At 66.4% G+C, this 23,603-nt stretch carries 13 protein-coding genes; 4 read left to right on the forward strand and 9 right to left on the reverse strand.

Going from position 1 to position 23,603, the window contains the following annotated elements:
* Positions 1-46: 46 nt before the first annotated feature.
* The 5 genes from HZI36_RS07115 to HZI36_RS07135 all read right to left on the reverse strand — a co-directional run bounded on the left by HZI36_RS07115 (position 47) and on the right by HZI36_RS07135 (position 12,280).
* On the reverse strand, positions 47-6,898 hold the full coding sequence (locus HZI36_RS07115) for a DUF4214 domain-containing protein (RefSeq protein WP_179401928.1): 6,852 nt from the start codon (positions 6,896-6,898) through the stop codon (positions 47-49).
* A gap of 475 nt (positions 6,899-7,373) precedes the next feature.
* Positions 7,374-7,973 carry a cyclic nucleotide-binding domain-containing protein gene (locus tag HZI36_RS07120; RefSeq protein ID WP_179401929.1) on the reverse strand — a complete coding sequence of 200 codons (600 nt, stop codon included), beginning with the start codon at positions 7,971-7,973 and terminating at the stop codon, positions 7,374-7,376.
* 548 nt (positions 7,974-8,521) lie between these two features.
* Positions 8,522-10,219: a mannose-1-phosphate guanylyltransferase/mannose-6-phosphate isomerase gene (locus tag HZI36_RS07125; RefSeq protein WP_246326989.1), complete on the reverse strand. Its 1,698-nt coding sequence runs from the start codon at positions 10,217-10,219 to the stop codon at positions 8,522-8,524.
* Positions 10,216-11,430 carry a glycosyltransferase gene (locus HZI36_RS07130; protein ID WP_179401930.1) on the reverse strand — a complete coding sequence of 405 codons (1,215 nt, stop codon included), beginning with the start codon at positions 11,428-11,430 and terminating at the stop codon, positions 10,216-10,218. The genes HZI36_RS07125 and HZI36_RS07130 overlap by 4 nt, the downstream gene beginning before the upstream one ends.
* Before the next feature lie 31 nt (positions 11,431-11,461).
* Positions 11,462-12,280 carry a Crp/Fnr family transcriptional regulator gene (locus HZI36_RS07135; protein ID WP_179401931.1) on the reverse strand — a complete coding sequence of 273 codons (819 nt, stop codon included), beginning with the start codon at positions 12,278-12,280 and terminating at the stop codon, positions 11,462-11,464.
* A gap of 204 nt (positions 12,281-12,484) precedes the next feature.
* Here HZI36_RS07135 and HZI36_RS07140 point away from each other — a divergent pair, with 204 nt between their 5' ends.
* The 4 genes from HZI36_RS07140 (at position 12,485) to HZI36_RS07155 (ending at position 17,452) form a co-directional block, all read left to right on the forward strand.
* Positions 12,485-13,816 (forward strand): FecR family protein, encoded by a 1,332-nt coding sequence (locus tag HZI36_RS07140; RefSeq protein WP_343050027.1) that lies wholly within the window; start codon positions 12,485-12,487, stop codon positions 13,814-13,816.
* Complete coding sequence (locus tag HZI36_RS07145) at positions 13,804-15,711, forward strand: CHASE2 domain-containing protein (RefSeq protein WP_179401933.1); 1,908 nt, start codon at positions 13,804-13,806, stop codon at positions 15,709-15,711. Before HZI36_RS07140 ends, HZI36_RS07145 begins: the two co-directional genes overlap by 13 nt.
* Before the next feature lie 22 nt (positions 15,712-15,733).
* Positions 15,734-17,065 carry a tetratricopeptide repeat protein gene (locus tag HZI36_RS07150; RefSeq protein ID WP_246326990.1) on the forward strand — a complete coding sequence of 444 codons (1,332 nt, stop codon included), beginning with the start codon at positions 15,734-15,736 and terminating at the stop codon, positions 17,063-17,065.
* Between the two features lie 162 nt (positions 17,066-17,227).
* Entirely contained in the window at positions 17,228-17,452 is a 225-nt protein-coding gene (locus HZI36_RS07155) for a hypothetical protein (protein ID WP_179401934.1), read from the forward strand.
* Between the two features lie 39 nt (positions 17,453-17,491).
* Here the strand turns inward: HZI36_RS07155 and HZI36_RS07160 are convergent, their stop codons facing one another.
* Genes HZI36_RS07160 through HZI36_RS07175 form a run of 4 tightly spaced genes read right to left on the reverse strand, consistent with a single transcriptional unit; the run spans position 17,492 to position 23,603 of the window.
* Positions 17,492-19,942, reverse strand: coding sequence for a glycosyltransferase family 4 protein (locus HZI36_RS07160; RefSeq protein ID WP_179401935.1), 2,451 nt, complete (start codon positions 19,940-19,942; stop codon positions 17,492-17,494).
* A gap of 10 nt (positions 19,943-19,952) precedes the next feature.
* On the reverse strand, positions 19,953-20,984 hold the full coding sequence (locus HZI36_RS07165; RefSeq protein WP_179401936.1) for a glycosyltransferase family 4 protein: 1,032 nt from the start codon (positions 20,982-20,984) through the stop codon (positions 19,953-19,955).
* Positions 20,981-22,366, reverse strand: a complete 1,386-nt coding sequence (locus tag HZI36_RS07170; RefSeq protein ID WP_179401937.1) for a methyltransferase domain-containing protein — start codon at positions 22,364-22,366, stop codon at positions 20,981-20,983. Before HZI36_RS07170 ends, HZI36_RS07165 begins: the two co-directional genes overlap by 4 nt.
* A complete protein-coding gene (locus tag HZI36_RS07175) occupies positions 22,347-23,603 on the reverse strand; it encodes an ABC transporter ATP-binding protein (RefSeq protein WP_179402009.1) in 1,257 nt (418 codons plus the stop codon). The genes HZI36_RS07170 and HZI36_RS07175 overlap by 20 nt, the downstream gene beginning before the upstream one ends.

The following is a 23,603-nucleotide window of genomic DNA, read 5'->3' on the forward strand; positions in this document are numbered from 1 at the left end:
GATCAAACCCGTCTATAACGACATCGACGGGTTAATCAACCGGCGATCAGACGGGGGTGTGGAACTGCACGTTGTCCGCCGTCAGATTCGTCGTGCCGATCAGCTTGATGCTCATGTCGCCGCTGTCGACCACGCCATTGTGGTTGTAATCAACAATCAGACGGTGGTCTGCGTTGTCGTACACGACACTGACCTGATTAGCCGCCGCGCTTGCCAGCGCAAACGATGCATCGACGAAATTATCGAAACTGCCCAGGAATTGCGCAGTCAGAGCGTGCCCGGCGGCTACCTCAGCTGCAGCCACCACACGCGACAGATCAATGACGTCACCACCGCGGCCAACGGTGAAATTGTTGATCGTGTCGAGCGCCGTGCCGGACGAATCGGCGTTGCTGGTGTAGACGATCGTGTCCTGAGCATGGCTTGGCCCCGCCACACCAAGGTTGATGGTGTCCGCGCCCACGCCCGAGTAGATCACGTTGCTACCGTTACCGACGGTGATGGTGCTGCCGCCGTCACCCGAATCGATCCAGTTGTTACCGTTACCGACGGTGATGGTGTTGCCGCCGGCACCCGCATCGATCCAGTTGTTACCGTTACCGACGGTGATGAGGTCGTTACCGGCGCTCGTATGGATGAAGTTGTTGCTGTCACCCAGGGTGATGGTGTTGCTCAGGGCCGAACTGTCGATCCAGTTCATCCCGGTGCTTTCACCGGCGGAGGTTACCGTCAGCGACGAGCCAATGCCGCTTGAGTGCTCGGCGATCTGGTTGTTGCCCGTACCGATCGTCACCGTGTCGTTAGTCGACGCCAGCGCGCCGCCCACCGAAACAATGTTGTTGCCATTGCCGACGATGATGTTGCTATTACCGACGCCGGCGGCGGCGTCGCCATTCATGCCCAGGCCGTCAACAGCAATGTACGAATTGTTGTTGCCGGTCGTGACGGTGCTGGCGCCCGATCCGAGGTGAACGACGTTGTCGACCGCCAGAGTGCCGATCAGGGGCGAACCATTGAACGAAATGCCGCTGACGGTGTGGTACTGAGTGTTAGCGGCAGTGCTATTCGTCAGGTCGATGCTGACAACGCTGGTCGTGTGGCCCAGTTCGATGTCGTTCGAACCCGCGCCGCCAAAGATCGTCAGGCCGTTGGTGATCGACGTATTGCCGTTGTCGGTGAGCGTGAACGTTCCGGCCGGGTTGATCGGTTGATCTGTCGCGACGTCATGGACGGCGCTGCTGGGAACGTTCAGGTTGGTCAGGCCGCGGGCATCGATGGTCAGTGCCTCGCCACCGTTCACGATGGAACCGTCGGCTCCGAGGCTCAGCGTCGTTCCGAAGCCCTGCGTGCCCGCAACGACATTGACATTCTCGAAGCCGCCTTGCAGCGCGGTCAGGTCGGCAGCGTAGCCAGTGGCCGTGACGAACAGCGTATTCGTACCGTTGAAACCGTTGAGGTTGAGGATGTCAGCGGACGTCACCTGCGAGTCGTTCGCGTACACGCTCACCGCGGCCGGGCCGCCATACGTCACCGGATTGATCGTGCTGCTCTCGATCGTGTCGGCACCATTGCTCAGATGAACATTGATGGACCCGGTGAAGTCGTTGTTGAACCGGAGCGTGTCGCCTGCACCCGTTGCACCCGTGCCGTTGTCGGACAGCCAGACCGACTGCAGGCCTGCATCGTTCTGCGCGATCCAGCCCAGCGTCAGATCGTTGTGGCCGTCGGCAAGGTGGAGGTTCTGAATGCCGAACCAGTGGCGGAACAGCGAATCGTCTTGCGTGCCGAGGCTGCCGGTGCCGCTAATGCCACCGCTTTCCATGATCACCGTGTTGTTGCCGGAGCCGCCGTCCAGAATGTCCGCGGCAGTCAGTTCGTTCCCGTAGCCGATGATGATCGTATCGTCGCCGGCGCCAGCGTGGACTTCCGTGATCCCGTCGTTCTGCACGTAGATCGTGTCGTTGCCGGAGCCGGTCGTGATGACCGAGTTGTGGCTGTACGAGTGGACAGTGTCGTTGCCGTCGGTGCCGCCGTTATTGCCCGTCGTGACCACCGTGCTGCGGTTGCCATTGATGTCCCAGGTCGTGACTTCATGATCCAGGCCAAGCGTGATGGTGTCCGTGGTGTTCACCGCGTGCACGCCCGAGCCGACATTGACGCCGGTCGTGACGACGTTGACGCCATTGCCGGCGGTAACGGTCACGTTGCCTGACGAGTCGTCCCCGTTGAAGGTGTTGGCATTGACAGTGTTGGTGCCATTACCGAGCGTGATCGACGTCGTGCCGTTGAGCGTCTCCGACGTGACGGTGTTGTTACCGTTTTCGAGCGTGATCGACGTGCCGCCGAGCGCGGTCGACGTGACGGTGTTGTTGCCGTTGCCCAGCGTGATCGACGTCGTGCCGTTGACCGCGTCTGCCGAGATGGAGTTGTTGCCGTCCCCCATGTGGACGTTGATGTTGCCAACGTCCGTCCACAGGTTGGCGTAATCGCTCGACCCGGAGACACCGTTTGCATCGGCGACACCGCCCGCCGTGACCGTGATATCGCCGCCGCCCGATTCGACGTAGAACCAGTTGTCGACGTTGCTGGCACTTGCGTCGATCGTCACCGCGCCGATACCGGTCGTGATGTCGTTCGAGCCCGTGCCGGTCGTGATGGTGATGCCGCCGACAGCCGGATGATTGGCGTCGGACAGATCCAGCGTCAGGTTGCCGGTCTCGGTGCTCGCATTGATCGTCGACAGTTTGGCAATGTCATTGTTGTTGTACGCCGTGCTGATATTGACGTTGGCGTTGCCCGAGATGTTCAGCGTCGTCGTGTCGTGGGCAATCACGCTGCGCAGGTTGACGGTGCTGGCGCCGGAGAGGTCGCTGTCGACCGGAACGTAGCTGGCGTCGAGGTTCAGCGTGCCGACATTCTCGAACGACACATGGGTGTTGGCGCCATGGCTGCCGTAGGTGCTCGTCGTGCCCTCGCCGACGTTGAAGTTGACGTTGGCCACCGTTGCAGTGCCTACTGCCGGCTGGGCGATGCTCAGATCCACCGCGTGGCCCCAGCCCCAGACGCGATCGGTGCCGCCGTTGACGTCGACCGTCACGTTGTTGACGACGTTCGTCAGCGCCAGGTTGCCGTTGATCTGGCCGTCCAGCACGTAGTTGACGATGCCTGTCGTGTTCGCGCCCGTCGTGATGCCGTCGAACGAGCCATTCGCATGGCCCGTGATCTCCAGCGTCTGGAAGTTGCTGACGGTTGAGAAGTCGCCGGCTCCCATCAGGTGGTCGAACGTCGGCGCGACGAGCGTGTTTTCGCCGCTCGTGCCGGCCGTGATCGTGTAGGTGTTGCTTGCCGCGGTGTTCGTGTTGCCATACTCGAGCCCGGATTCGCCCAGCGTCACGGTGTTGGCGCCGTTGCCGAGCTGGACCGTCAGCTGATCGGCGGGCAGGACGCCCGCCGCATAGCCGGTAAACCCGCTGAGATCGACCGAGTTGGTGCCGTCGCCCGCGCTGATCGAAATGTTCGAGCCGCCGCTGCTGGCGTTGTTGAGCGTGACGTTGTTGTTTCCGTTGCCGAGGCTTACGGTCAGCGCCGCGTTGGCAGTCAGGCCGCCGATCGTGATGGTGTTGTCGCCGTCGCCGCCGCCGTCGCTGCCGCCGACGTCGCTCACGCGAGCCGTATGCACCGTGCCCGTCGTCAGGCTATTTTCGCCGTTGCCGAGCAACGCAACCAGCGTACCCGTCACGTTGCCGATCGTCACCGTGTCATTGCCCGCGCCGCCGGCGATGATCGCGTTGGTGACAACGTTGCCGACGTCAACGGTGTTGGTGCCATCGCCGGTGCTGATTGCCACCGAGTTCGCATTGCCGACGTCGATGTTGTTGGTGCCGTCGCCGGTGCCGATTGCCACCGAGTACGTATTGCCGACGTCGATGTTGTTGGTGCCGGTGCCGGTGCCAGTGTTGATCGCCACCACGTTCGCATTGGCGACGTCGATGGTGTTGTTACCGCCGAGCGTCGTGATGTTGACATTGTGGGCGGTGTGAGCCCAGTCGCCGCCGCCAGACCAGTTGCTCTGCACGCCGACATCGATGGTATTGCCGCCCCCGCTAGCGTTGACCGTCACGTCGGTGAACCCACCCTCGAGACCGATCACATTGATCTGGTTGGCGCCCGAGCCGGCATTGACCGTGATCGATGCTTCATGCGGGCCATTGTGCGAGCCCAACAGCGCATCGCCCGTATGTTCGGTGATGTTGACGATATTCGCGCCGTTGCCCACGTTGATCGTGGTAGCGCCGGACGCCGAGACCGGCATGGCCGGAGCCGGACCGGTGGGGACAGCCCCGCCGGAAGTGCCGCCATAGACATCCAGATTCAGCTCGTTCGCGCCGTTGCCGACGGTCACGGTCGAATCACCGGCCAGTTGGGCCGCCAGCGTCAGGTTGTTGTTGAACGTGGACGCATCGACGGTGCCCAGCAGGCTGCTGTTCGTCGCGAGGCTCAGGTCGGCCGTGCCGGCGATCTTCAGCGTCGCCAGATCGTTGCTAGCCAACGTGATGTTCGACGCGCTGCCGGTGGTCGTGACATCGACTTCGGAGATGCCGTTGCCGTTCACGTCGCCCACGATGATGTTGCCGCCGAAGCCGTTCAGTGCGATCGCCTGCGTCGCGTCGGCCGCGACCGCGCCAGCGGAATACTGGAGCGTGACGTCGACGCCGCCCGAAGCGGTGCCGCCGGTGCCGTTCAGCGTCAGGTCGACGTTGTTCTGGATGGCGTCCAGCGTGATGTTGCCCGTGCTGTTCGTGGACACCACGTGCTGCAGGCCCTGAACGTTCACCAGGCCGAGCGTGACGCCATTACCCTCACCGCTCGTGAACGAATCCACTTCCAGCGTTTGAACGCCGTCCATGCTGAAGCCGTTGACCGACGGCGTGTAGCCGGTGGCCGTCACTTTCAGCACGTTCAGGTCGCTCGAATTGCCGTGGATGATATCCGACGAGTTCAGCGTCGACACGTTGTCCGTGCCGTTTCCGCCGTCACCGACCTGACCCAGGATGGTCATGTCGGCCGCCTGTGCGGCGATGGTGTCGGTCCCGGTGGTCAGCACCTGCGGCGGCGTCAGCGACGTGTCGTTCACCACGACGTCGACCGCAGCCTGGCCGTTCGCCAGCGACACGACGGCGGTCGTCGGACCGTCCGTGTGGTTGTTCGCGATCACGCCGAGGTCGATGGTCGCGTTGCCGTTCGCGTCAACGGTCACCTGGCCCGTGGCCGTGCCGCTCGTCAGGCGCGCTGCATCGATGCCAGTGATGTTGTACGTGAGCACGGTGCCTGCCGCGACGTTGGTCGTGTGCAGCGTGATCAGGTCATCCGAGCCTTCATTCACGCTGCTCGTTGCCGCCGTCAGCGTATAGGTCGGCACCGGCGTGACGGAAGTGTCATTTACCACGACGTTCACTGCGGCCTGACCGTTGGCTAGCGCCACGTTGGCGGTCGTCGGGCCGTCCGTGTGGTTGTTCGCGATCACGCCGAGATCGATGGTCGCGTTGCCGTTCGCGTCGACGGTCACCTGGCCGGTGCCCGTGCCGCTCGTCAGGCGCGTTGCGTCGATGCCGGTGATGTTGTACGTGAGCACGGTGCCTGCCGCGACGTTGGTCGTGTGCAGGGTAATCAGGTCATGCGCGCCTTCGTTCACACTGTCGGTGGCTGCCGTCAGCGTATAGGTCGGCACCGGCACGACCGGCGTGAGCGACGTGTCGTTCACCACGACGTTCACTGCAGCCTGGCCGTTGGCTAGCGCCACGTTGGCGGTCGTCGGACCGTCCGTGTGGTTGTTCGCGATCACGCCGAGATTGATGGTCGCGTTGCCGTTCGCGTCGACGGTCACCTGGCCCGTGGCCGTGCCGCTCGTCAGGCGCGCCGCGTCGATGCCGGTGATGTTGTACGTGAGTACGGTGCCTGCCGCGACGTTGGTCGTGTGCAGCGTGATCAGGTCATTCGAACCTTCGTTCACGCTGTCCGTCGTCGCCGTCAGCGTATAGGTCGGCACCGGCGTGACGGACGTATCGTTCACCACGACGTTCACGGCAGCCTTGCCGTTGGCGAGCGCCACGTTGGCGGTCGTCGGGCCGTCGGTGTGGTTGTTCGCGACCACGCCGAGATCGATGGTTGCATTGCCGTTCGCGTCGACCGTCACCTGGCCGGTGCCCGTGCCGCTCGTCAGGCGCGTCGCGTCGATGCCGGTGATGTTGTACGTGAGCACGGTGCCTGCCGCGACGCCAGTCGTGTGCAGGGTAATCAGGTCATGCGCGCCTTCGTTCACGCTGCTCGTGGCTGCCGTCAGCGTATAGGTCTGGCTGTTGTCGACGCCGATGTTCGACAGCGTCGTCGGCAGATTGGTCAGGGCCGTCTGCTCGCTACCCGGGTCCGTCACGGCGCCGAGTGCCGCGCGCGCGTTGTTCGCTGCGATCGTGCCGTTGTAGGCGATCTGAGCCGACGTCGACTGGCTGACGCCGGCCGTGAACGCGTCTGCGTAGGCCAGCTTGTCGGCGAGCAGCGTGGCGTCGGCGCCTTGCGCGCCGTTGTAAATGTTCAGTGCAACCGAGGCGAGCGTGAACTGGCCTTGGGTGATGCCCTGAACGTAGTAGTTGAGGCCGGCGGTATCCGCTTGACGGCCGAACAGCGTTTCATAGATCGCGTTGACCTGCGCCGCGGTGTTGGAGCCGCCATACAGTGCCTGCGATTCCGCCGAATTCCCGAACGCGTTGATGATCACGTTCAGATTGCCGTTGGCGTTCGCCAACTGTTGCGCCCAGTAAGCCAGACCCGCGGGGTCAGCCGGCCGCCCGTAGTAGGCGATGTAGGCTTCCTGGATCAGCTCGTTATATTGTGCTGCAGCCATTGAATCTTCTCCTTATAGAGAGTTCGCTCGCGAACCCACACGTGTGTGCGTCGATGGCGTGTGACCGGCCAGGAGGCAATGACCCATGCGACCATTCACATGCATTACAACGCTGGCTGCATTCTCTGCGGCCCCTTTAAAGCGATGTGTGATGGCGCGCACAAAATCGCAAATAGTCAGGCGAGTAGGGGACGCTTGCCAATCGCCCGGTGGGCGGTGCGCGCAGCCGCGTTCGCCGGCGCATGGGCGCATGCGTCGGCAACGCGCGATCGACGCGTGCGAGTGAATGGAAGAGGGCGTGCAGGGGGCGGTCCGGCGCGCGGGTGATCAGTCGTGCCGGTGGTCGCCCGAATTGGTTGCGCACGCAAGCACACATCGCCTACGCCGTTGCGGTGCGAGCGAGTTTGCAATCTTGCGATTTCGATGCGTGCGGGAAGCGGCGCGTGAAGGTCACGCGCCGAAGCCGTTCAGCCGTTCAGTTGAGCGTGCTGCGTAGCGTGGCGGGATCGCGCACGAAGATGCAGCGTCCTTCCTTCATGATGATGCCGCGGCGCTGCAGTGTGGCCAGTTCGCGAGACACCGTTTCGCGGCTCACCCGCGCGCGCGCGGCGATCAGCGACTGGTTCGGCAACTTCAGCGCAACCGTGCAGTCACCACCGTTGTCGTCCAGTGCGTCGGCAATGATCGCCGAGATGCGGGACGCCGCGCGCTGCACGCCCTGATCCGATGTGCTGCGCACGAGGTGCGTCAGTTTTTCCGCGAGCCGCAGGTTGATCGCGCGCATCACCTCCGGATCGGCGAACACCTGCCGTGCATGCTCGCGCGACAGCAACGCGACGACGCATCGGTCGGTTGCAAGAATGTGAACGGGAGACGGCGTGTTCGTGATGATCGGCGCTTCGCCCGCGCACGTGCCCGCGTCGGCGGTGCCGACCTGGATTTCGCGTCCGTCAGGCGAGATCGAGCATGCGCGGAGCTGGCCCGACAGCACCAGCATCAGTGGCGACTGCATGTCGCCCTGCATGCACACGATCGCACCGGGTTCGTAGGTTTTGACGCGAGCGAATCGTTCCACGATGTCCAGTGTGCGTGGTTCGCTCGATTGAAAGATCGATAATTTTCCCAGCCGTGCCCGCAATTCCTGCCGCATTTTTTAACACCTGGTCTGATGCAATTGGTCTGACGGCGAAAATTTGATGGCAGCCCCGGCCATTCCCTCTGATGAAAGATGTTCTCGCCCAACTATTCTCGTCTCGTTTGAAAACGGACGTTTCTTTTTTAAAGAGGCGCTGAGAGCTTATCTTGAAATTCGGGCGTTCGTCAAATACTGTCAAATATTACAGTCGCGGCTGCGCTTTAAAGAAAACGTTTGCGATCGCGCTCACGTGGCAAACATGTGAATTAAAGCTGCCTCTTTTTCCCCCGCAAACGATTTGCAATGCGCTCGATTCCCACGCATAAAAAAATCGGCAGATGGTACCTCCGGCAAGGCTGGCGGCGGGACGGGAGGGTGAATGTGATTTTGTCTCCGGCATTTTTTACGGTGTCCGGCGGCCCGCCGACCGCCTGGACGGTTTAAACGCCTGAGTCTATCCGTGAACCGCGCGACGATTTGAAAAAAGGCTAAATACCGCCGTTATTCCGGGATTTCGGCTCGCATTCACCGACCGTCTGCCGTGCGTACCGGTCGTTGAAGCGGACGATGTCGTCCTCGCCCAGATAATCGCCGCACTGGACTTCGATCAGCTCGAGCGGTAGCCGCCCGACGTTTTCGAGCCGGTGCTTGATGCCGACCGGCACGTACGTCGACTGGTTCTCCGTCAGCAGGAACGTCTCGTCGCCGCGCGTGACCTGTGCGGTGCCGCGCACGACGATCCAGTGCTCGGCGCGGTGATAGTGGAGCTGCAGCGACAGCGCGGCGCCGGGCGCGACGACGATCCGCTTCACCTGAAAGCGTGAGCCGCGATCGATCGAATCGTAGTAGCCCCACGGCCGGAACACCTTGCGATGGTGCGTGCGCTCGCTGCGTTCGCGCTCCTGCATTCGCGCGACGAGCGCCTTCACCTGCTGCGCGTGTTCCTTGTGCGCGACGAGCACCGCGTCGGCGGTCTCGACGACGACCAGATCGTTCGTGCCGACGCATGCGACGAGGCGTCCTTCCGAATGCACGTACATGCCCGACGCATTCTCGAGCAGCGTGTCGCCGCGCGTGACGTTGCCCTGCGCATCCTTCGGCATCGCGTCCCACACGGCATCCCACGAGCCGACGTCGGACCAGCCGGCGTCGAGCGGCACCACCGCCCCGGACAGCCCGCCTTCCGCGAGCCGCTCGATCACCGCGTAGTCGATCGAATCCGACGGGCAGCAGGCGAACGTGTCCGCCGCGACGTTCCAGATGTCCTGGTCCGCGTGATAGTTGTCGAGCGCGGCGCGGCACGCGCGGCCGATGTCGGCGCGCAGCGTGTCGATCGCGCGCAGCCAGACCGACGCGCGCATCACGAAGATCCCGCTGTTCCACCAGTGCCGCTGGCCGTTCAGGAACGCGTTCGCGGTCGCGCGATCGGGCTTCTCGACGAAGCGCGCAACCGTGCGCGCGCCCGATGCGCGTTCGCTGTCGATCGGCTCGCCGATCTCGATGTAGCCGTATCCGCATTCGGCGCGCGTCGCAACGACGCCGAGCGTCACCACGTGGCCCGCGTGCGCGAGGCGCGCGGCGGCGGCGATCGCGCGCTCGAACGCGAGCGTGTCGCTAATCGCGTGATCGGCGGGCGTGATCACGAGCACCGGGTCGCGGCCGTCGGCGCTCGCCGCGAGCGCGGCGAGCGTCAGCGCCGGCGCGGTGTTGCGGCTGACCGGCTCGACGATGATCTGCCACTTGCGCGCGCTGGCCTTCGATTGCTCGGCGGCCAGATACTGATGGCCGGCCGCACAGACCATCAGCCCGCGATTCGCCGCGTTCGTTGTATTCGCTGTATTCGCTGTATTCGCCGCGTTCGTTCCGGCGCGGTCGAGGCGCGTGACCGCCTGCTCGAGCAGCGAGCGCTCGCCGAGCAACCCGAGCAACTGCTTCGGATACGCTTCGCGCGACAGCGGCCAGAGCCGCGTGCCCGAACCGCCCGCGAGCACGACGGGCAGGATGTCGGGCGCAACGTCGGGTGCGGCGTCGGGCGTCGCGGCGAGTGCCATGTCGGGCATCGCGTCGGGCGTCGCGTCGAGTACCACGTCGGGTGCCCAATCGGGCATCGCGGAGATCCCGGCCGCGATGCGGCCGTCGAGGATGCGGGGGAGATGGTCGGCGTGGCCCACGGTGGTGTCCATCATTGATGTTTGGTGATCGGGTCGCATTGCGTCTGCGGCCCGGTTCTCGGCCGCGCGGCGGGTTGTGGTGCGGCGTGCGGCGCACGCGCGCCGGAACGCTGCCCGGCGGCGACTTCGCGGTAGATACGCTCGTACGCGGCAGCCGTCCGGTCGGCGGTGAAGTTCACGTCGAAGCGTGCGGCCGCGCCGCGCCCGAGGCGCTGGCGCAGGATCGGGCTCTTCCACAGCTCGCGCATCGCGTCGGCGAGCGCGTGCGCGTCGCCCGGCGGCACGACGAGGCCGGTCTCGCGGTGCGCGTTGATGTGGCTCGTGCCGGTGCCGATCTCGCAGCTGATCATCGGCTTGCCCATCATCGCGGCTTCGAGCAGCGAGATGCCGAACGCTTCCGCGCGGTTCGTCGACGGCAGGATCACCGCGGTGCTCAGTTCGAGCAGCGCCATCTTGTCGACTTCGGACACCTGACCGACGAACGTGACGTTGGTCGCGCCGAACCGGGCGGCGAGCGCGCGGATCTCGCCCGCGAGCGGGCCGTCGCCGGCGACGACGAGCGGATAGGCGGTGCGCGCGGCCGCTTCGATCAGCGTCGGCAGGCCCTTGTAGTAGCGGAACACGCCGACGAACAGGAAGAACGGGCCGCCGATGCGCTCGGACCACCGGACCTTCAGGTCGTCGTCAGGCGTCGGATAGATTGCGCGGTCGATGCCGAGCGGCACGACGCTGACTTTCCGGTAATGCTTGCGCAGCACCGGGCTCGTCGCCGCGTACTGCGGCGACGTCGCGACGATCCGGTCGACGCTGTGCAGGAACCGTTGCATCAGCGGGCGATAAAGCGTGAACAGCCAGCGCTGCCGCTGGATATCCGCGTGATACGTGACGACGGTCGGCTTGTGCAGGTGCGTGACGAGATGCGCGATGTCCGCCATCGGCCACGGGAAGTGCAGATGGATCACGTCCGCCTGCTCGCCGAGCTCGCGAAAGCGCCGCAGCACGCGCGACGACAGCTCGACCGACGCGATCCGGAAGTTGTTCGACGAACGCTCGACGACGTGATCGGGCAACTGGATCGACGCCGGCCCGTCCGTTTGCCGCGTCAGTGTCAGCACCGTGTTGTCGACTCCGAGCTTCGCGCCGGCACGGCACAAGTGGTAGATCGACTGCTCCGCCCCGCCGATCGTGTCGGGGAAATAGGTGCGGTAAAAATGGAGAATGCGCATGACTCGATATCCGGGCGGCGGTGGATCGGATTTAACGCGACTGCTTCTTCAATCCCGGAGCGGGTTCGTCTGATTGCTGTTCGGGCCACACTTGCGTCGGCGCGCCGTCGTTCATCACTCTTTGCCGGAACTCCGGCCCCGCTTCTCCGCGTGCGAGCTTCGCGAGCAGTTCCGGTTTCCGGACGATCAGCCTCCGGTTGTCGCGCTCGATGACCTGCGAGTCGATCAGCGACCGGATCGCGCGAGACACTGTTTCGCGGCTGACGTTCGCCATGATCGCGATCGCCTGCTGATTCGGCAGGTTCTCGATCGTCAGCAGATCGCCGACGCCTTTTCGCATCGACGTCGCGAGCACCGAATACACGCGCGCGTACGCCCGGCTCAGCCCGAGCATCGAGCGGTAATTCGACGCCTGCCGGATCGTGCGGCACAGCCGCTGCAGCAGCGCCTCGACGACCGCCGGATTGCGATAGAACAGCGCTTCGGCCTGCGGCTTCGGCAAAAAGCCGACGACCGATTCCGTCGTCGCGACGATCGACGCCGAGCGCGGGCCGCCGTCGATGATCGACAGCTCACCGAAGTAATCGCCGGTCTCGACGAAGTTGAGCCCGATCTCGCGCCCGTCCTCCGACAGCGCGATCACTTGCAATCGCCCGGAAATCAGCATCAACAGCGATGTGCCCGCGTCGCCCTTGTGGACGACGAAGTCGCGCTTCCCGAAGCGGCGATAGTGGATATGCCGGCTGACTTCGGCGATCACGTCGTCGGTGACGTTACGCAACAGCTTCTGCTGCTTCAGGAGGTCGATGGCTTTTAGCGGACTGCTGATGTTTATCTCTTTGGGCGACATGGATGGCGCATGCGGGTGGGTCTCTCACCGCGTAGCAAGATAAACGGACGGGTTGCGGATTTCTGTGACGGCCATCACAGCTTGGGCGGCATTTTTTAACGATGATTAAACATCGCACAGCCGTAGAGTTGGGCGCTCGGGGGAACGGCGAAGATGAGAAGACGTAGCAGTCGGAAATGGGGGCTATGGGTCGGGACATGCGCCGTGCTGGCCGCATTGCCCGCGCATGACGTCGCGCATGCCGCCGAGACGGCGATCGGGCACGCGATTGTCGTCGTCGGGCGCGCGTGCGTGAAGGCCGGCACTGCCGGTGCGGCCGACGTGCGCGAATGCGTGCCGCTGAAGCAGGGCGCGGCGATCGCGCAGGGCGACACGATCGAGACGGGCGCGGACGGCTATGTGTACGTGACGACCGTCGACAAAGGCTTCATCAGCGTGCGCCCCGACTCCGAGCTGTCGGTCGATCGCTACGAATACGATCCCGCGCATCCGCACGACACAGTTATCAATCTTTCACTTCGCAAGGGCGTCGTCCGGGAAATCTCCGGCGAAGGCGCGCGCGCGGCGCGCGACAAGTACCGGATGAATACGCCGGTCGCCGCGCTCGGCATTCGCGGCACCGATTTCTCCGTGTTTACCGATACGAACGTGACGCGCGCCGAGGTGCGTAGCGGCGGCATCGTGATGACGCCGCTCGGCGCGGGCTGCACGGCGGCCGCCGTCGGTCCGTGCGAAGGGCCTGCGTCGACCGAGCTCTACGCGGCGCGGCAGTCTGGTGCGCTGCTGCAGCTGTATCGCGGAAGCGTGCGCCCGGACGTGATCCAGACGCCGCAGCCGCAACTGATGCCCGATCAGGTCGTGCCGGCCCTGAAGAACGAGGACAACGCGGCGCATGCCGCGGCGATGCAGTCGTCGATGAATCCCCCGGTCACACCGGATCAGCTCGCGTTTCAGCTGCAGGCGCCGGCGACGACGCAGCAGCCGACCGCGCCGGCGCCGGCCGCGCCGGCGACGCAGCAGCCCGAAGCGCAGCAGATCTTCTGGGGGCGGTATGCGCCGCTCGCATCGCTGCCGGCCAATGCGTCGATATCGTCGCTGACGCAGAACGGCGGGCAGCAGATCGGTATTATCGGGCCGTACGCGATGGTCCGTACCCCGCAGTCCGACATGACGATGCCGACGTTCGGCAACTTCACGTTCGCGCTGCAACCGGCGATGTCCGAAGCGTATATATCCGATCCGGTCACGCACGCGGTCGATCCCGCCCAGTTCTCCAACGCGCAGCTGTCGATCGATTTCGGTGCGAATGCGTTCAAGACCTCGTTCAATCTGACCACCGCGAATGGCTCGACCTATGCGATCGCCGGGCACGGCGGCGTGTCGAGCGACGGCCAGTTCTACAGCGACCTCGATTCGTTGGCGGCCGTGCGTGGCGGGCTGGCCGGCAAGAACGCGACGCAGGCCGGCTACGTGTTTCAGGAGCTGGGCCTGGCCGGTGGCAAGAGCGCGAACGGGGCGACTCAGTGGTCCAGATAGGTCGGGTCACGAAGCTCGATGCCGTTCGCGTTGTCATCGTCGTCCTCTGCTTCATCCTCACCTGGCTGCTGGCCACGCGCGCTTGGCATCCCGCGCCGTATCGCTGGATCGGCTACGCGCTCGACGACTGGCGGCAGACGCGCATGCTGAGCGCGAAGCCCGAGACGCGGATCGCGGTCGTCGACATCGACGAGCGCTCGCTCGACATGGTCGGGCCGTGGCCGTGGCCGCGCGCGGTGATCGCGCGGCTCGCGCAGACGCTGTTCGTGCAATACGGCGCGAAGGCGGTCGCGCTCGACGTGATCTTCCCCGAGCAGGGCGCGACCGACGGCGACCGCGCGCTGCTGGCCGTCGCGCATCGCTATCCGCTCGTGTTCGCGCAGGCGTTTTCGTTCACGTCCGCGAAGGACGCGCCGCACGTCGGGCATCTCGACGGTGCGTTGCCGGGCACGGACGGCGACGCGCCGGTGGGCGACGCGCCTGTGCAACACGCATCCATGCCGGCCGCGTCTATGCCGGCCGCCACCGGCTTCATCGGCAATTTCTTCAACGATCCGTCGGTGTGCGCGGGCCACGTGACGCCGCAGACGAGCCTCGACGGCGTCGTCCGCTCGATCGCGCCGATGATCCGCTACGCGGGCGTCGCGTATCCGATGCTGACGTGGCAACTGCTGCATTGCGCGCAGCGGCGCGCGCCGGCGTCGCCGGCGAGCGCGCTGCCGATCGACACGAACGGGCTGATGCATATTCCGTTCGATCGCGCGCTCTCCGCATTCGACGTGATCCCGGCGCTCGATGTGCTGACCGGCCGCGCGTCGGCCGATCTGCTCGCGCACCGCTACGTGCTGATCGGCTCGTCGGCGCTCGGCCTGACCGATCACGTGGCATCGCCGATCGACCCATGGCTGCCGGCGGTGATCGTGCACGCGGAGCTGCTGTCGAACCTGCTCGATCTCGAGGCCGGCCACGCGCGTGCGCCGGACGCGCGCTGGTTGCCGCTCGTGTGGGCCGTCGGCTCGATCGTCGGCTTCGCGTGGCTGTTCATGGTGCGGCGCGCGGCCGCCGCGCTGCTGATCGTGATCGCGGCGACGGCCGTGTGGCTCGCGCTCGTCGCGACGATGCGCGCGATTCCGGCCGATCTCGCCGCGCTGCCGCTCGTGCCGTCGGTGATCTTTCTGCTTGCGCAGGCGCCGATCGAATGGATCAGCTCGCAGGCGGCGATCCGCTCGTTCGAGCTGCGTTTTTCCCGCTACCTGCCGCCGGTCGTGCTGAAGGAGATCGCGCGCAGCCGGCGGTTCACGCTGCTCGCGCCGGAGCGCCGGCAGATCTCGGTGCTGTTCGTCGACATCGAGGGCTACACGCGGCTCGCGGAGCAGATGCCGCCCGAAGCGCTCGTCACGATGACCGAGATCGTGCTTACGCGCCTGACCGGCTGCGTGCACGACACCGAAGGCACGCTCGACAAGTACATGGGCGATGCGCTGATGGCGTTCTGGGGCGCGCCGCTCGCGCAGCCCGATCACGCGGATCGCGCGCTCGACTGCGCACGCGTGATGCTGCGCGAGCTCGACGCGCTGAACCGCAGCCACGTGCTGACGCCGGGCGGCGAGCCGGTGCGCGTGCGCATCGGCGTGAACAGCGGAATGGCGCTCGTCGGCGAGATCGGCTCGACGATGCGCAAGTCGTATACGGCGATCGGCGACGTGGTGAACGTCGCCGCGCGTCTGCAGGAATACGCGAAGGTCGTGCAGACGGATCTGCTGATCGGGGAGGAGACCGCGCGCTCCGCGATGCGTCACCGGCTGCGCGAATGCGCGCACGCGGCGATGCGCGGGCGCGACGCGGCGGAATTTCTCTACGTGCTGGATGAGGGCGGTTCGGGTGCGCTCGCGTAGGCGGTGGGCTGCGCGGGCCGCGATGGGGCGGCGCGAGCCGGCGTCGCGCGTCGCGGCGATGCTGCGGCGCGCCGGCGGGGGCGTGCTCGCGATTGCGCTTGGTGTTGCGTCGCTCGCGTCGAATGTTGCGCGGGCGCAGGCACCGGCGCAAGCGTCGGCGCAGGCGCAGCCGATCGACCCCGGTTTCGCGCAGATCATCGACGACGACCTGCAGGCGCAGGCGACGCTCGAGATGAACGCCGGGCACCGGCAGCGCGCGCTCGCGCTGCTGCGCGAGGTCGTGCGGCGCGATCCACATCAGGCCGGCGCACGGCTCGACATCGCGATCCTGTATTGCGAGCTCGGCGAGCGCGAGCTGTCGCTCGACACGCTGTCGCAAATCGAGCACGACTACAGCGTGCCGCCCGCGATCGAGAAGCTGATCGTCGCGTACAAGGCGAATGCGTGCGTCGCGGACGCGTCGCGGCCATCGCTCGTCGCGAGCGTCGGCCTTGGCGCGACGTCGAATGCGAACTTCGGGCCGTCGAATTCGATCGTCACGTTCGCGCCGGGCGCGCCGGTCAGCTCGCTGCCCCTGTTGCCGGAGTACGTCCAGCGCAGCGACCAGTACGTCGACGCGTCGCTGCAGGGCGCGCTGCCGATCGCCGCGCTGCCGGGCTTCGAGCTCGATGCGCGGCTCGCGCAGCGCCAGTACCGCAGCGTCCACGCGTTCGACCAGCATGTGCTGACGCTCGGCGCGGTGGACCAGAAGGCGCTCGCCGGCGGCGAGCTCGACAACCAGCTCATCGCGGACGTGCTATGGCTCGGGCAGCGTGATTATCAGCGCGACGCGCGCTGGGAAACGACCTACTGGCTCGCGCCGTTCGCGCTGCGCTCGCTCGTCGCGCGCGCCGGGCTCGACGCGAGCGCGACGACGTTCCAGTATCCGGGCAACGAGCTGTACAACGCGACGCGCGTCGAGTTGCGCGCGGCGTTCCAGGCGCATCTCGGCGATCGCGCGTCGATGCTGCTGTTCGTCGGCCCCGCGTGGGACATTCCGCATCGCGATCGACCCGGCGGCACGCGGCGCGGCTATTCCGCGTGGCTCGGCCTCGGCTACGAGCTGCCGAAGGGGCAGCTCGAAGCGGTGTTGCAGCAGCGTGAGCTGAACGACGCCGGCGTCTACGATCCGGTGTTCTTCGGCGGCGTGACCCAGCACCAGACGGTGCGCAGCGCGTCGCTGCGGTATACGGTGCCGTTGCAGCATCGGTGGTCGCTGTATGCGCAGTTATCGTTGCAGCGCGTCGCCGATTCGATCTCGCTGTTTTCTTATACGCAGCGGGAGGCGTCGACGGGGCTCGTTTGGAAGTACTGATCTGTAATGAAACGACCCCCACGCTCACTTCGTTCGCTGCCCCCCGGAGGGGGCGGTCAGATCCCTTGGGGCGGCCCGGCGGGATCTGACATGATTTGAAACACTAACCAAAAAACCGCGCTGTATCCCGTGTTAACATGCAGCTTTTGCAGGAAAGGTACGATGGACAACTCCTCGAAGTCTCATCAGTCGCCCGCCGCGCCGAATCAGGACGTATCCGTTTCGCTCGAATGGCAGGGCGTGCTCGATCACTCGTACGATGCGCTCGACGTGCTCGTGCATCAGTTCGCCGCTCACGGGCAGCCGGCCGACACCTATACGCCGACGCCGCCGACGATCATCGGCCAGTTCGACGGCGTGCTGCCGATCAGCCACTACGTTCTGTGATTGCGCGATGATGCGCGCCGGCCGCGCCGGCGCATCGCATCACGCGAGCACATCGGTGAGCGCGTCGCCGTAAGCACGCGCAATCGACGTCCAGTCGAACGCCGCTTCGACCCGTCGCCGCGCATTGAGCGCCATCGCCTCGCGCGCATCCTGCCCGCGTTCCAGCATCGACCGAATCCCTTCAGCAAACGTTGCCGCGTCCGCGTCGGCGTAGTCCCGGCCCGCATCGAAGCCGAGGCCGCGCGCACCGAACGCGGTGCTGACGAACGGCACGCCGGTCGCCGCGTATTCGAGCAGCTTCAGGTTCGTGCCGGACCCGGACACCATCGGGTTCAGGCCGATGTCGCAGACGTCGAGCCAGCGCGCCTTCTCCGCGTCGGTCACGACGCCCGCGAGCCCGACGTTCGCCGGCCGCGCCCACGTTCCCACCGCATCGCACACCGAGCCCAGCAGCACGAAGCGCACGTCCGGCAGGCGCGTGGCCGCGTCGAACACGACGCGCGCCGCATCGACGTTCGGCCCGTGCGCGCTGCCGACGAAAATCGCGATCGGCCCGTCGATCCCGAGCGCCGCGCGCGCGCGATGCATGCGCGACGCGTCGCGGATCGGCGCCGCCGACGTGTCCGCGCCGTTCGGCACGACGATCAGCTTCGCGGCGTCGGCCGCGCTGCCGTACAGCGTGCGCATCCGCTCGCGGTCCTCGTTCGAGCAGGTCGTCACGAGCGCCGCGTCGAGCACCGCGCGCCGTTCGAGCGACGTGATCTGGTCGAGCGCCCAGCGATGCGGGCCGTAGATCGCCTGCTTCACGTCGGCCTCGACGTTGTGCGCCTCGTAGACGAACGGCACGTCGGACACCGCGCGCAACGCGGGCATCGTGTACGGATGCGAGCACACCATCAGGTCCGCGCGCCGCGCGAGCGCGTCGATCGCGTCGAGCCACTCGGGCGCGGTTTCCGGGTGCATCGCGGCGGTCAGGTCCTCGACCGACGCGTCGACCGCTTCTTCAAGGCGCGCCTCGGTTTCAGTGAACAGCAGCGTCTTCGGCACCAGCTCCTCGTCGAAATCGGCGCCGAGCGCGCGCACCTGGCGATCGAAGCGGGCCGGCGCGAGATTCACGAAGCGCACGTGAAAGCGGTCCGCGAGACGCGAGTACAGCGCGTGCAGCCGCAGCTTGCCGCCGCTGATGACGGGCGCGATCGGATACGTGTTCAGCACGCCGAGCAGCGGCTTCGCGCGGCCCGTCACGATCGCGGGCGCGCCGGCGATTGTTGCACCGGTAGTCGCGCCGTTTGCCGCTCTGCCGGCTGCGCTGGTGACCGGCCTCGGCGACAGCCCGTCGAGCAGCGCGTCGCAGAGCGTGTTCCAGTTCAACCGGTTCGCATCCGCCTGCGCGGCGATGCCCATCTCGCGCGCGCGCGACAGGTTTTCGCAGAGGCCGCGCATCGCCTTCGCGATCGCGGCCGGCTCCGGCGGCACGACGACGCCGGTGCGGCCGTCCTCGATCAGTTCGAGCGGGCCGCCCGAATCGGTCGTCGTCAGCACCGGCTTCGCGGCGAGCATCGCCTCGAGCGTGATCAGCCCGTAGTCCTCGTCGCGCGGCACGAACGGCACGCAGATCGCGTTCGCGTACTCGCGCGCGAGCTCGGCTTCCGGCAGGCGGCCGAGAAAGCGGATGCCCGGATGGCCCGCCGCGGCCGTGCGCAGCCGCGCTTCGTCGGGGCCGCTGCCGGCGATGTGCAGCGGCACGCCGATGCCGCTCGCCTTGTACGCGTCGATGATCAGATCGATGCGCTTGGCCGGATCGAGCCGGCTCGCGCTGAACACCGTCCGCTGCGGGCCGGCCGCGAGCCCCTTGAGCCCCGTCGGATGATGATGCACGGCGACGTCGATGCCGCGCGGAAAGTACCCGTCGCGCCGTGCGACGACGCGCGAGATCCCCGCGTGCCGGACGATCTTGTCGGGCCGCATCGCGATCGCGTCGAGCAGCCGAATCGCCGCGCGCGTGACCGGCCCCGGAAACGCCCAGCAGCGCGACGCGGGCGCGCGGCGATACGCGGCGTCGAGCGCATCGAGCACTTCGTCGAACTCGACGTCCGCCGCGCGGTAGCCGACGAGCGCGTCGACGATCCTCGGGGGAAGGCCGAGCGCGCTCAGCATGCCCGGATCGGCGTCGGCCGGCAGGTCGGCCGGGTAGCAGTCGTACAGGCCGCGCAGCGTGTGCTGCAGATAGACGACGTGATTGCGGTGGCGGATCGCCCACGCCGGATACTTCGTGCTGATCACGAGATCGAAGTGGTCGAGGTCGAGCTCGGAGAAGCGGCGATAGCTCGCGAGCAGCTCGCCCATGTTCCGCTCGGGGCTCGGCAGCTTGATCAGGTCGGCCAGCACGCCGGGCCGATTGTTCAGCGCGTCGAGCAGGCCCAGCCACAGGTTTTCCGCGCCGCCGATGATGAACGGCACGGGGCTGGGCGCAACGATGGCAATTCTCATGTGAAAACGTTCAGACGGGTTGAGTGAGCGCGTCGACGACGTCGCGCCATGACACGTTCGCGGCGCGATACGCGTGCCGCGCGCGCCGGCCGGCCTCGGCCGCTTCGCGCGGATGTTCGGCGAGCCAGTCGAGGCGGGCGGCCAGCGCTTCGGCGTCCGGTTCCTCGATCCAGCCGGTCTCGTCGTGGCGGACGAATTCGAGCGGGCCGCCGGAGTCCGTGCAGGTGACGACCGGCTTCGCGGAGAGCATCGCCTCGAGCGTGATGTAGCCGTAGTCTTCGTCGAACGCGGGGAACGCGACGGCCGTCGCGCGCGCATAGAACGCGCGCTTTTCCGCTTCGGTGATGTGGCCGAGCAGCGCGACGCGATCGTCGACGCCGTTGCGGCGGATCTGCGCGGCGAGCGCGTCGCGCTGCCCGCCGTCGCCGGCGAGCACGATCTTCAGCGGCGAGCGCATCAGGCGCGCGGCATCGATCAGCAGTGACTGGCGCTTCAGCGATTCGAGCCGGCTCGGGAAGAACACGTACGGCAGCGCGTCCTCGCAGCGGAACGCGTCCGCTTGCGCGGGCGGGTGATAGAGCGGCGCCGCGTCGATTCCGTTGAACTGCTGCAGCCGTTCGGCGACGCGCCGCGAGTTCGCGAACACGCGATTCGCGCGGCCGAGCGTGTCGTTGTCGAACGCGATCACACGCTCGCGGAGTTCCTTCAGTGCGGGCGTCGCGCTGCGTTCGTCGTACAGCTCGTACACCGCGCGATGCTGGTGCATCACCCACACGACGTGCTGCGGATGCACGATCCCGTAGCCGGGAAACTGCAGGCTGATCACGCGATCGACGGCGATGCCGTTCGGCCGCGTCAGGTCGAGCGACGTCGCGTGCTCCATCGCACGCACGATGTCCTTCTCCGGCGAGAAGCGGAACGGCAGACGCAGCAGCTCGACCTCGTGCCCGGCCTGCTCGAGCGCGCGGACGACGCCCGCGACGTGATGTGTCGCGCCGCCGTGGATGAACGGGACGAGGTTCGCGGTGACGACGATCCTCATGCTGCGTTCTCCGCGTTCTTCATGTCCGCCGGCTTGCGCGCGATCGCCGCGAAATCCTGCGGGCCGCACAGATGCCCGTTCACGCGCGCGGTCAGCGGATCGTCGCCGGGCACCTTCGCGTCTTCCGGATACGGGCTGCTGCGCACGATGTCGATCGCGTCGAAGCCGTGATAGCGCAGCAGGAACGACAGCGCGGTCGGCGTGACCGGGTTGCGGTGCGTGAAGTCGTGATAGAACGTGTGGCTGCCGACGAGCACGTTCTCCGGGTTCGGCGTCTCGAACAGCACCGCGCCGCCAATGGCGACGACGCGAAAGCTTTCCTGCACGAGCGCGAACAGATAGTCGAACGGCAAATGCTCGACGATGTGAAAGCCGGTGACCGCCGCGACCGAGCCGGTCGGCAGGCTGCGCAGATACGTGAGCGCGTCGGTGCAGCGCGCGTCGAACCCTTGCGCGAGGCACGTGTCGACCATCGGCCGGTTCACGTCGATACCGACCGCCCGCAGGCCGGCCGCTTTCACGTGCGCGAGCCATTCGCCGCGGCCGCAGCCGATGTCGACGACGGGAAGCGCGCGGGTCGCGTCGTTGCCGGCGAGCGCGGCGAGCCAGCCGTCGTAGATGCCGAGCTTCGCGGAGATCTCCTCGCGCGTGCCGCGGTTCGCGTCCTCGAACGCGAGGTAGTACGCGTCGAGCGCGTCCTGCGGCACAGCGAGCTTCGCCGTTTGCGTGTGCCGGCCCGTCAGCAGCGCGTGATGCAGCTCGCTGATGAGCTGCTCGTGGCGATGCAGGGCGTCGACGGTGCGCTGAGCGACGTTGACGGTGCGTTGCACGGCATCGAGGGTGCGTTCGAAGCGCTCGCGCCATGCGGCCGCCGAATGCGCAATGAGGCGTCGCACAAACCGTTCGTTTGCGCGATGCATCGCGCGTTCGCCGATGCTGCCGAGCCCGACCCGGCGCATCAGGTGCAGCGCGAGCGACCGCAGCCGGCCGGAGCGCATGCCAAGCAGCGGTGCGGCTGTGCGCCGGCCTTCGTCGGAATAGCGCAACGCCGTCGCGAGCTCTAGGCGCGTGAGCCCTTGCGCGAGCTGCTGCTCGTAGTGCTCGCGGCCGCTATCGTCGGGCACGCGGCCGAGCAGCAGCCGGTACGCGCCGTCGACGAATGCGTCGTCGCGTAGCAGGAACGGGTATTCGATGCCGCGATCGTTCGCGAGCTTGCCCACGTCGTCCACCAGCTTGTCTGCGTCACGCGCGATCGGGCGTAATGCGGCACGGCGCTCGTCAGACGACGGGGTGGCCGCGGCCGGCGCGTCGAGCGGATCGCCGTACGCGGCGGCCTCCGCCTTCACACGCGCGATCAGGTCTTCAAGTACCGGTTTTGACATGGTGCTCCTGTGTGGATTCGAAAGATTCGTTCGTCCTTTGCTCGAATGCGACCGGCACGTAGCACAGGCCGCTGAACGGCTCGATGCCGAAGCCGGCGATCTCGAAGCTCGCGGCTGCGTCCCACCAGTGCTGGCAGTCGTGCACGTGCGTGTCGTCGCTGTGCAGCGCGACGGTCAGCGTATATTTGCCCGGCGCGAAATTGAGCGGCAGCGTGAAGCGGCAGCGCGTCGTGCGCCCCGACTCGAAGCGCGCCGTCTCGTCGAGCAGCGCTGTGTTCGTGCCGAACACGTCCTGGCCGAAGCGGTCGCGGATCAGGATGCCGACCGACAAGTCCACGTCCCGCTCCGATTCGCAATCGATCTCGATTGCGATCTCGTCGCCGGACGCGAACCGTGTGGCCGGGCCGAAGCGGTTCGACAGCGTGACGCCCGCGATCCGCGTAAGCTGCGTGCCGTACGAGCCGTTATCGGACTCGCTGCCGGACGGCTGATCGCGGTCGACGCCCGCGATCAACCGGTAGTAGACCTGCGCGGCCTCGTCGGGCGCGCCGTCGTACGCGACCTTGCCGTGCGCGAGCACGATCGCGCGGTCGCACAGCAGCTTCACCGAGTTGATGTCGTGCGACACGTACAGGATCGAGCCGCCGCCGTCGCGGAACTCGCGAATCCGCTTCAGGCACTTCTGCTGAAAGCGCGCGTCGCCAACCGACAGCGCCTCGTCGACGATGAAGCAGACCGGGTCAGCGTGGATCGCGACGGCGAAACCGAGTCGCATCACCATCCCGGACGAATACGTGCGCAGTGGCGCGTCGATGAACTCGGCGAGCTCGGAGAACTCGACGATCGCGTCGAAGCGCTCGCGAATCTCGGCGTTGGTCATGCCGATCATCCGCGCGTTGATCGCGACGTTCTCGCGACCGGACAGGCGACCATCGAAGCCGGTGCCGAGCTCGAGTAGCGCGGTGATCCGGCCGCGCCGCGCGATCGTGCCACGGTCGGGCAGCAGCACGCCGCTCACGAGCTTCAGCAGCGTCGACTTGCCCGCGCCGTTCTGGCCGAGCACGCCGATCGCCTCGCCGCGGCCGAGCCGGAACGAGATGTCGTCGAGCGCGGTGTGCACGCGATGCCGTGGGCGCTTGAGCAGCCCTTCGACGAGGCGGTCCTTGCTGGTGTTGTAGATCTTGAAGCGCTTCGACAGACGCTCGACTTCGAGCACCGGCTGCGCGTCGTGAGGCAT

It is taken from the genome of Burkholderia guangdongensis (assembly GCF_013403875.1).
Classification (GTDB): domain Bacteria; phylum Pseudomonadota; class Gammaproteobacteria; order Burkholderiales; family Burkholderiaceae; genus Burkholderia; species Burkholderia guangdongensis.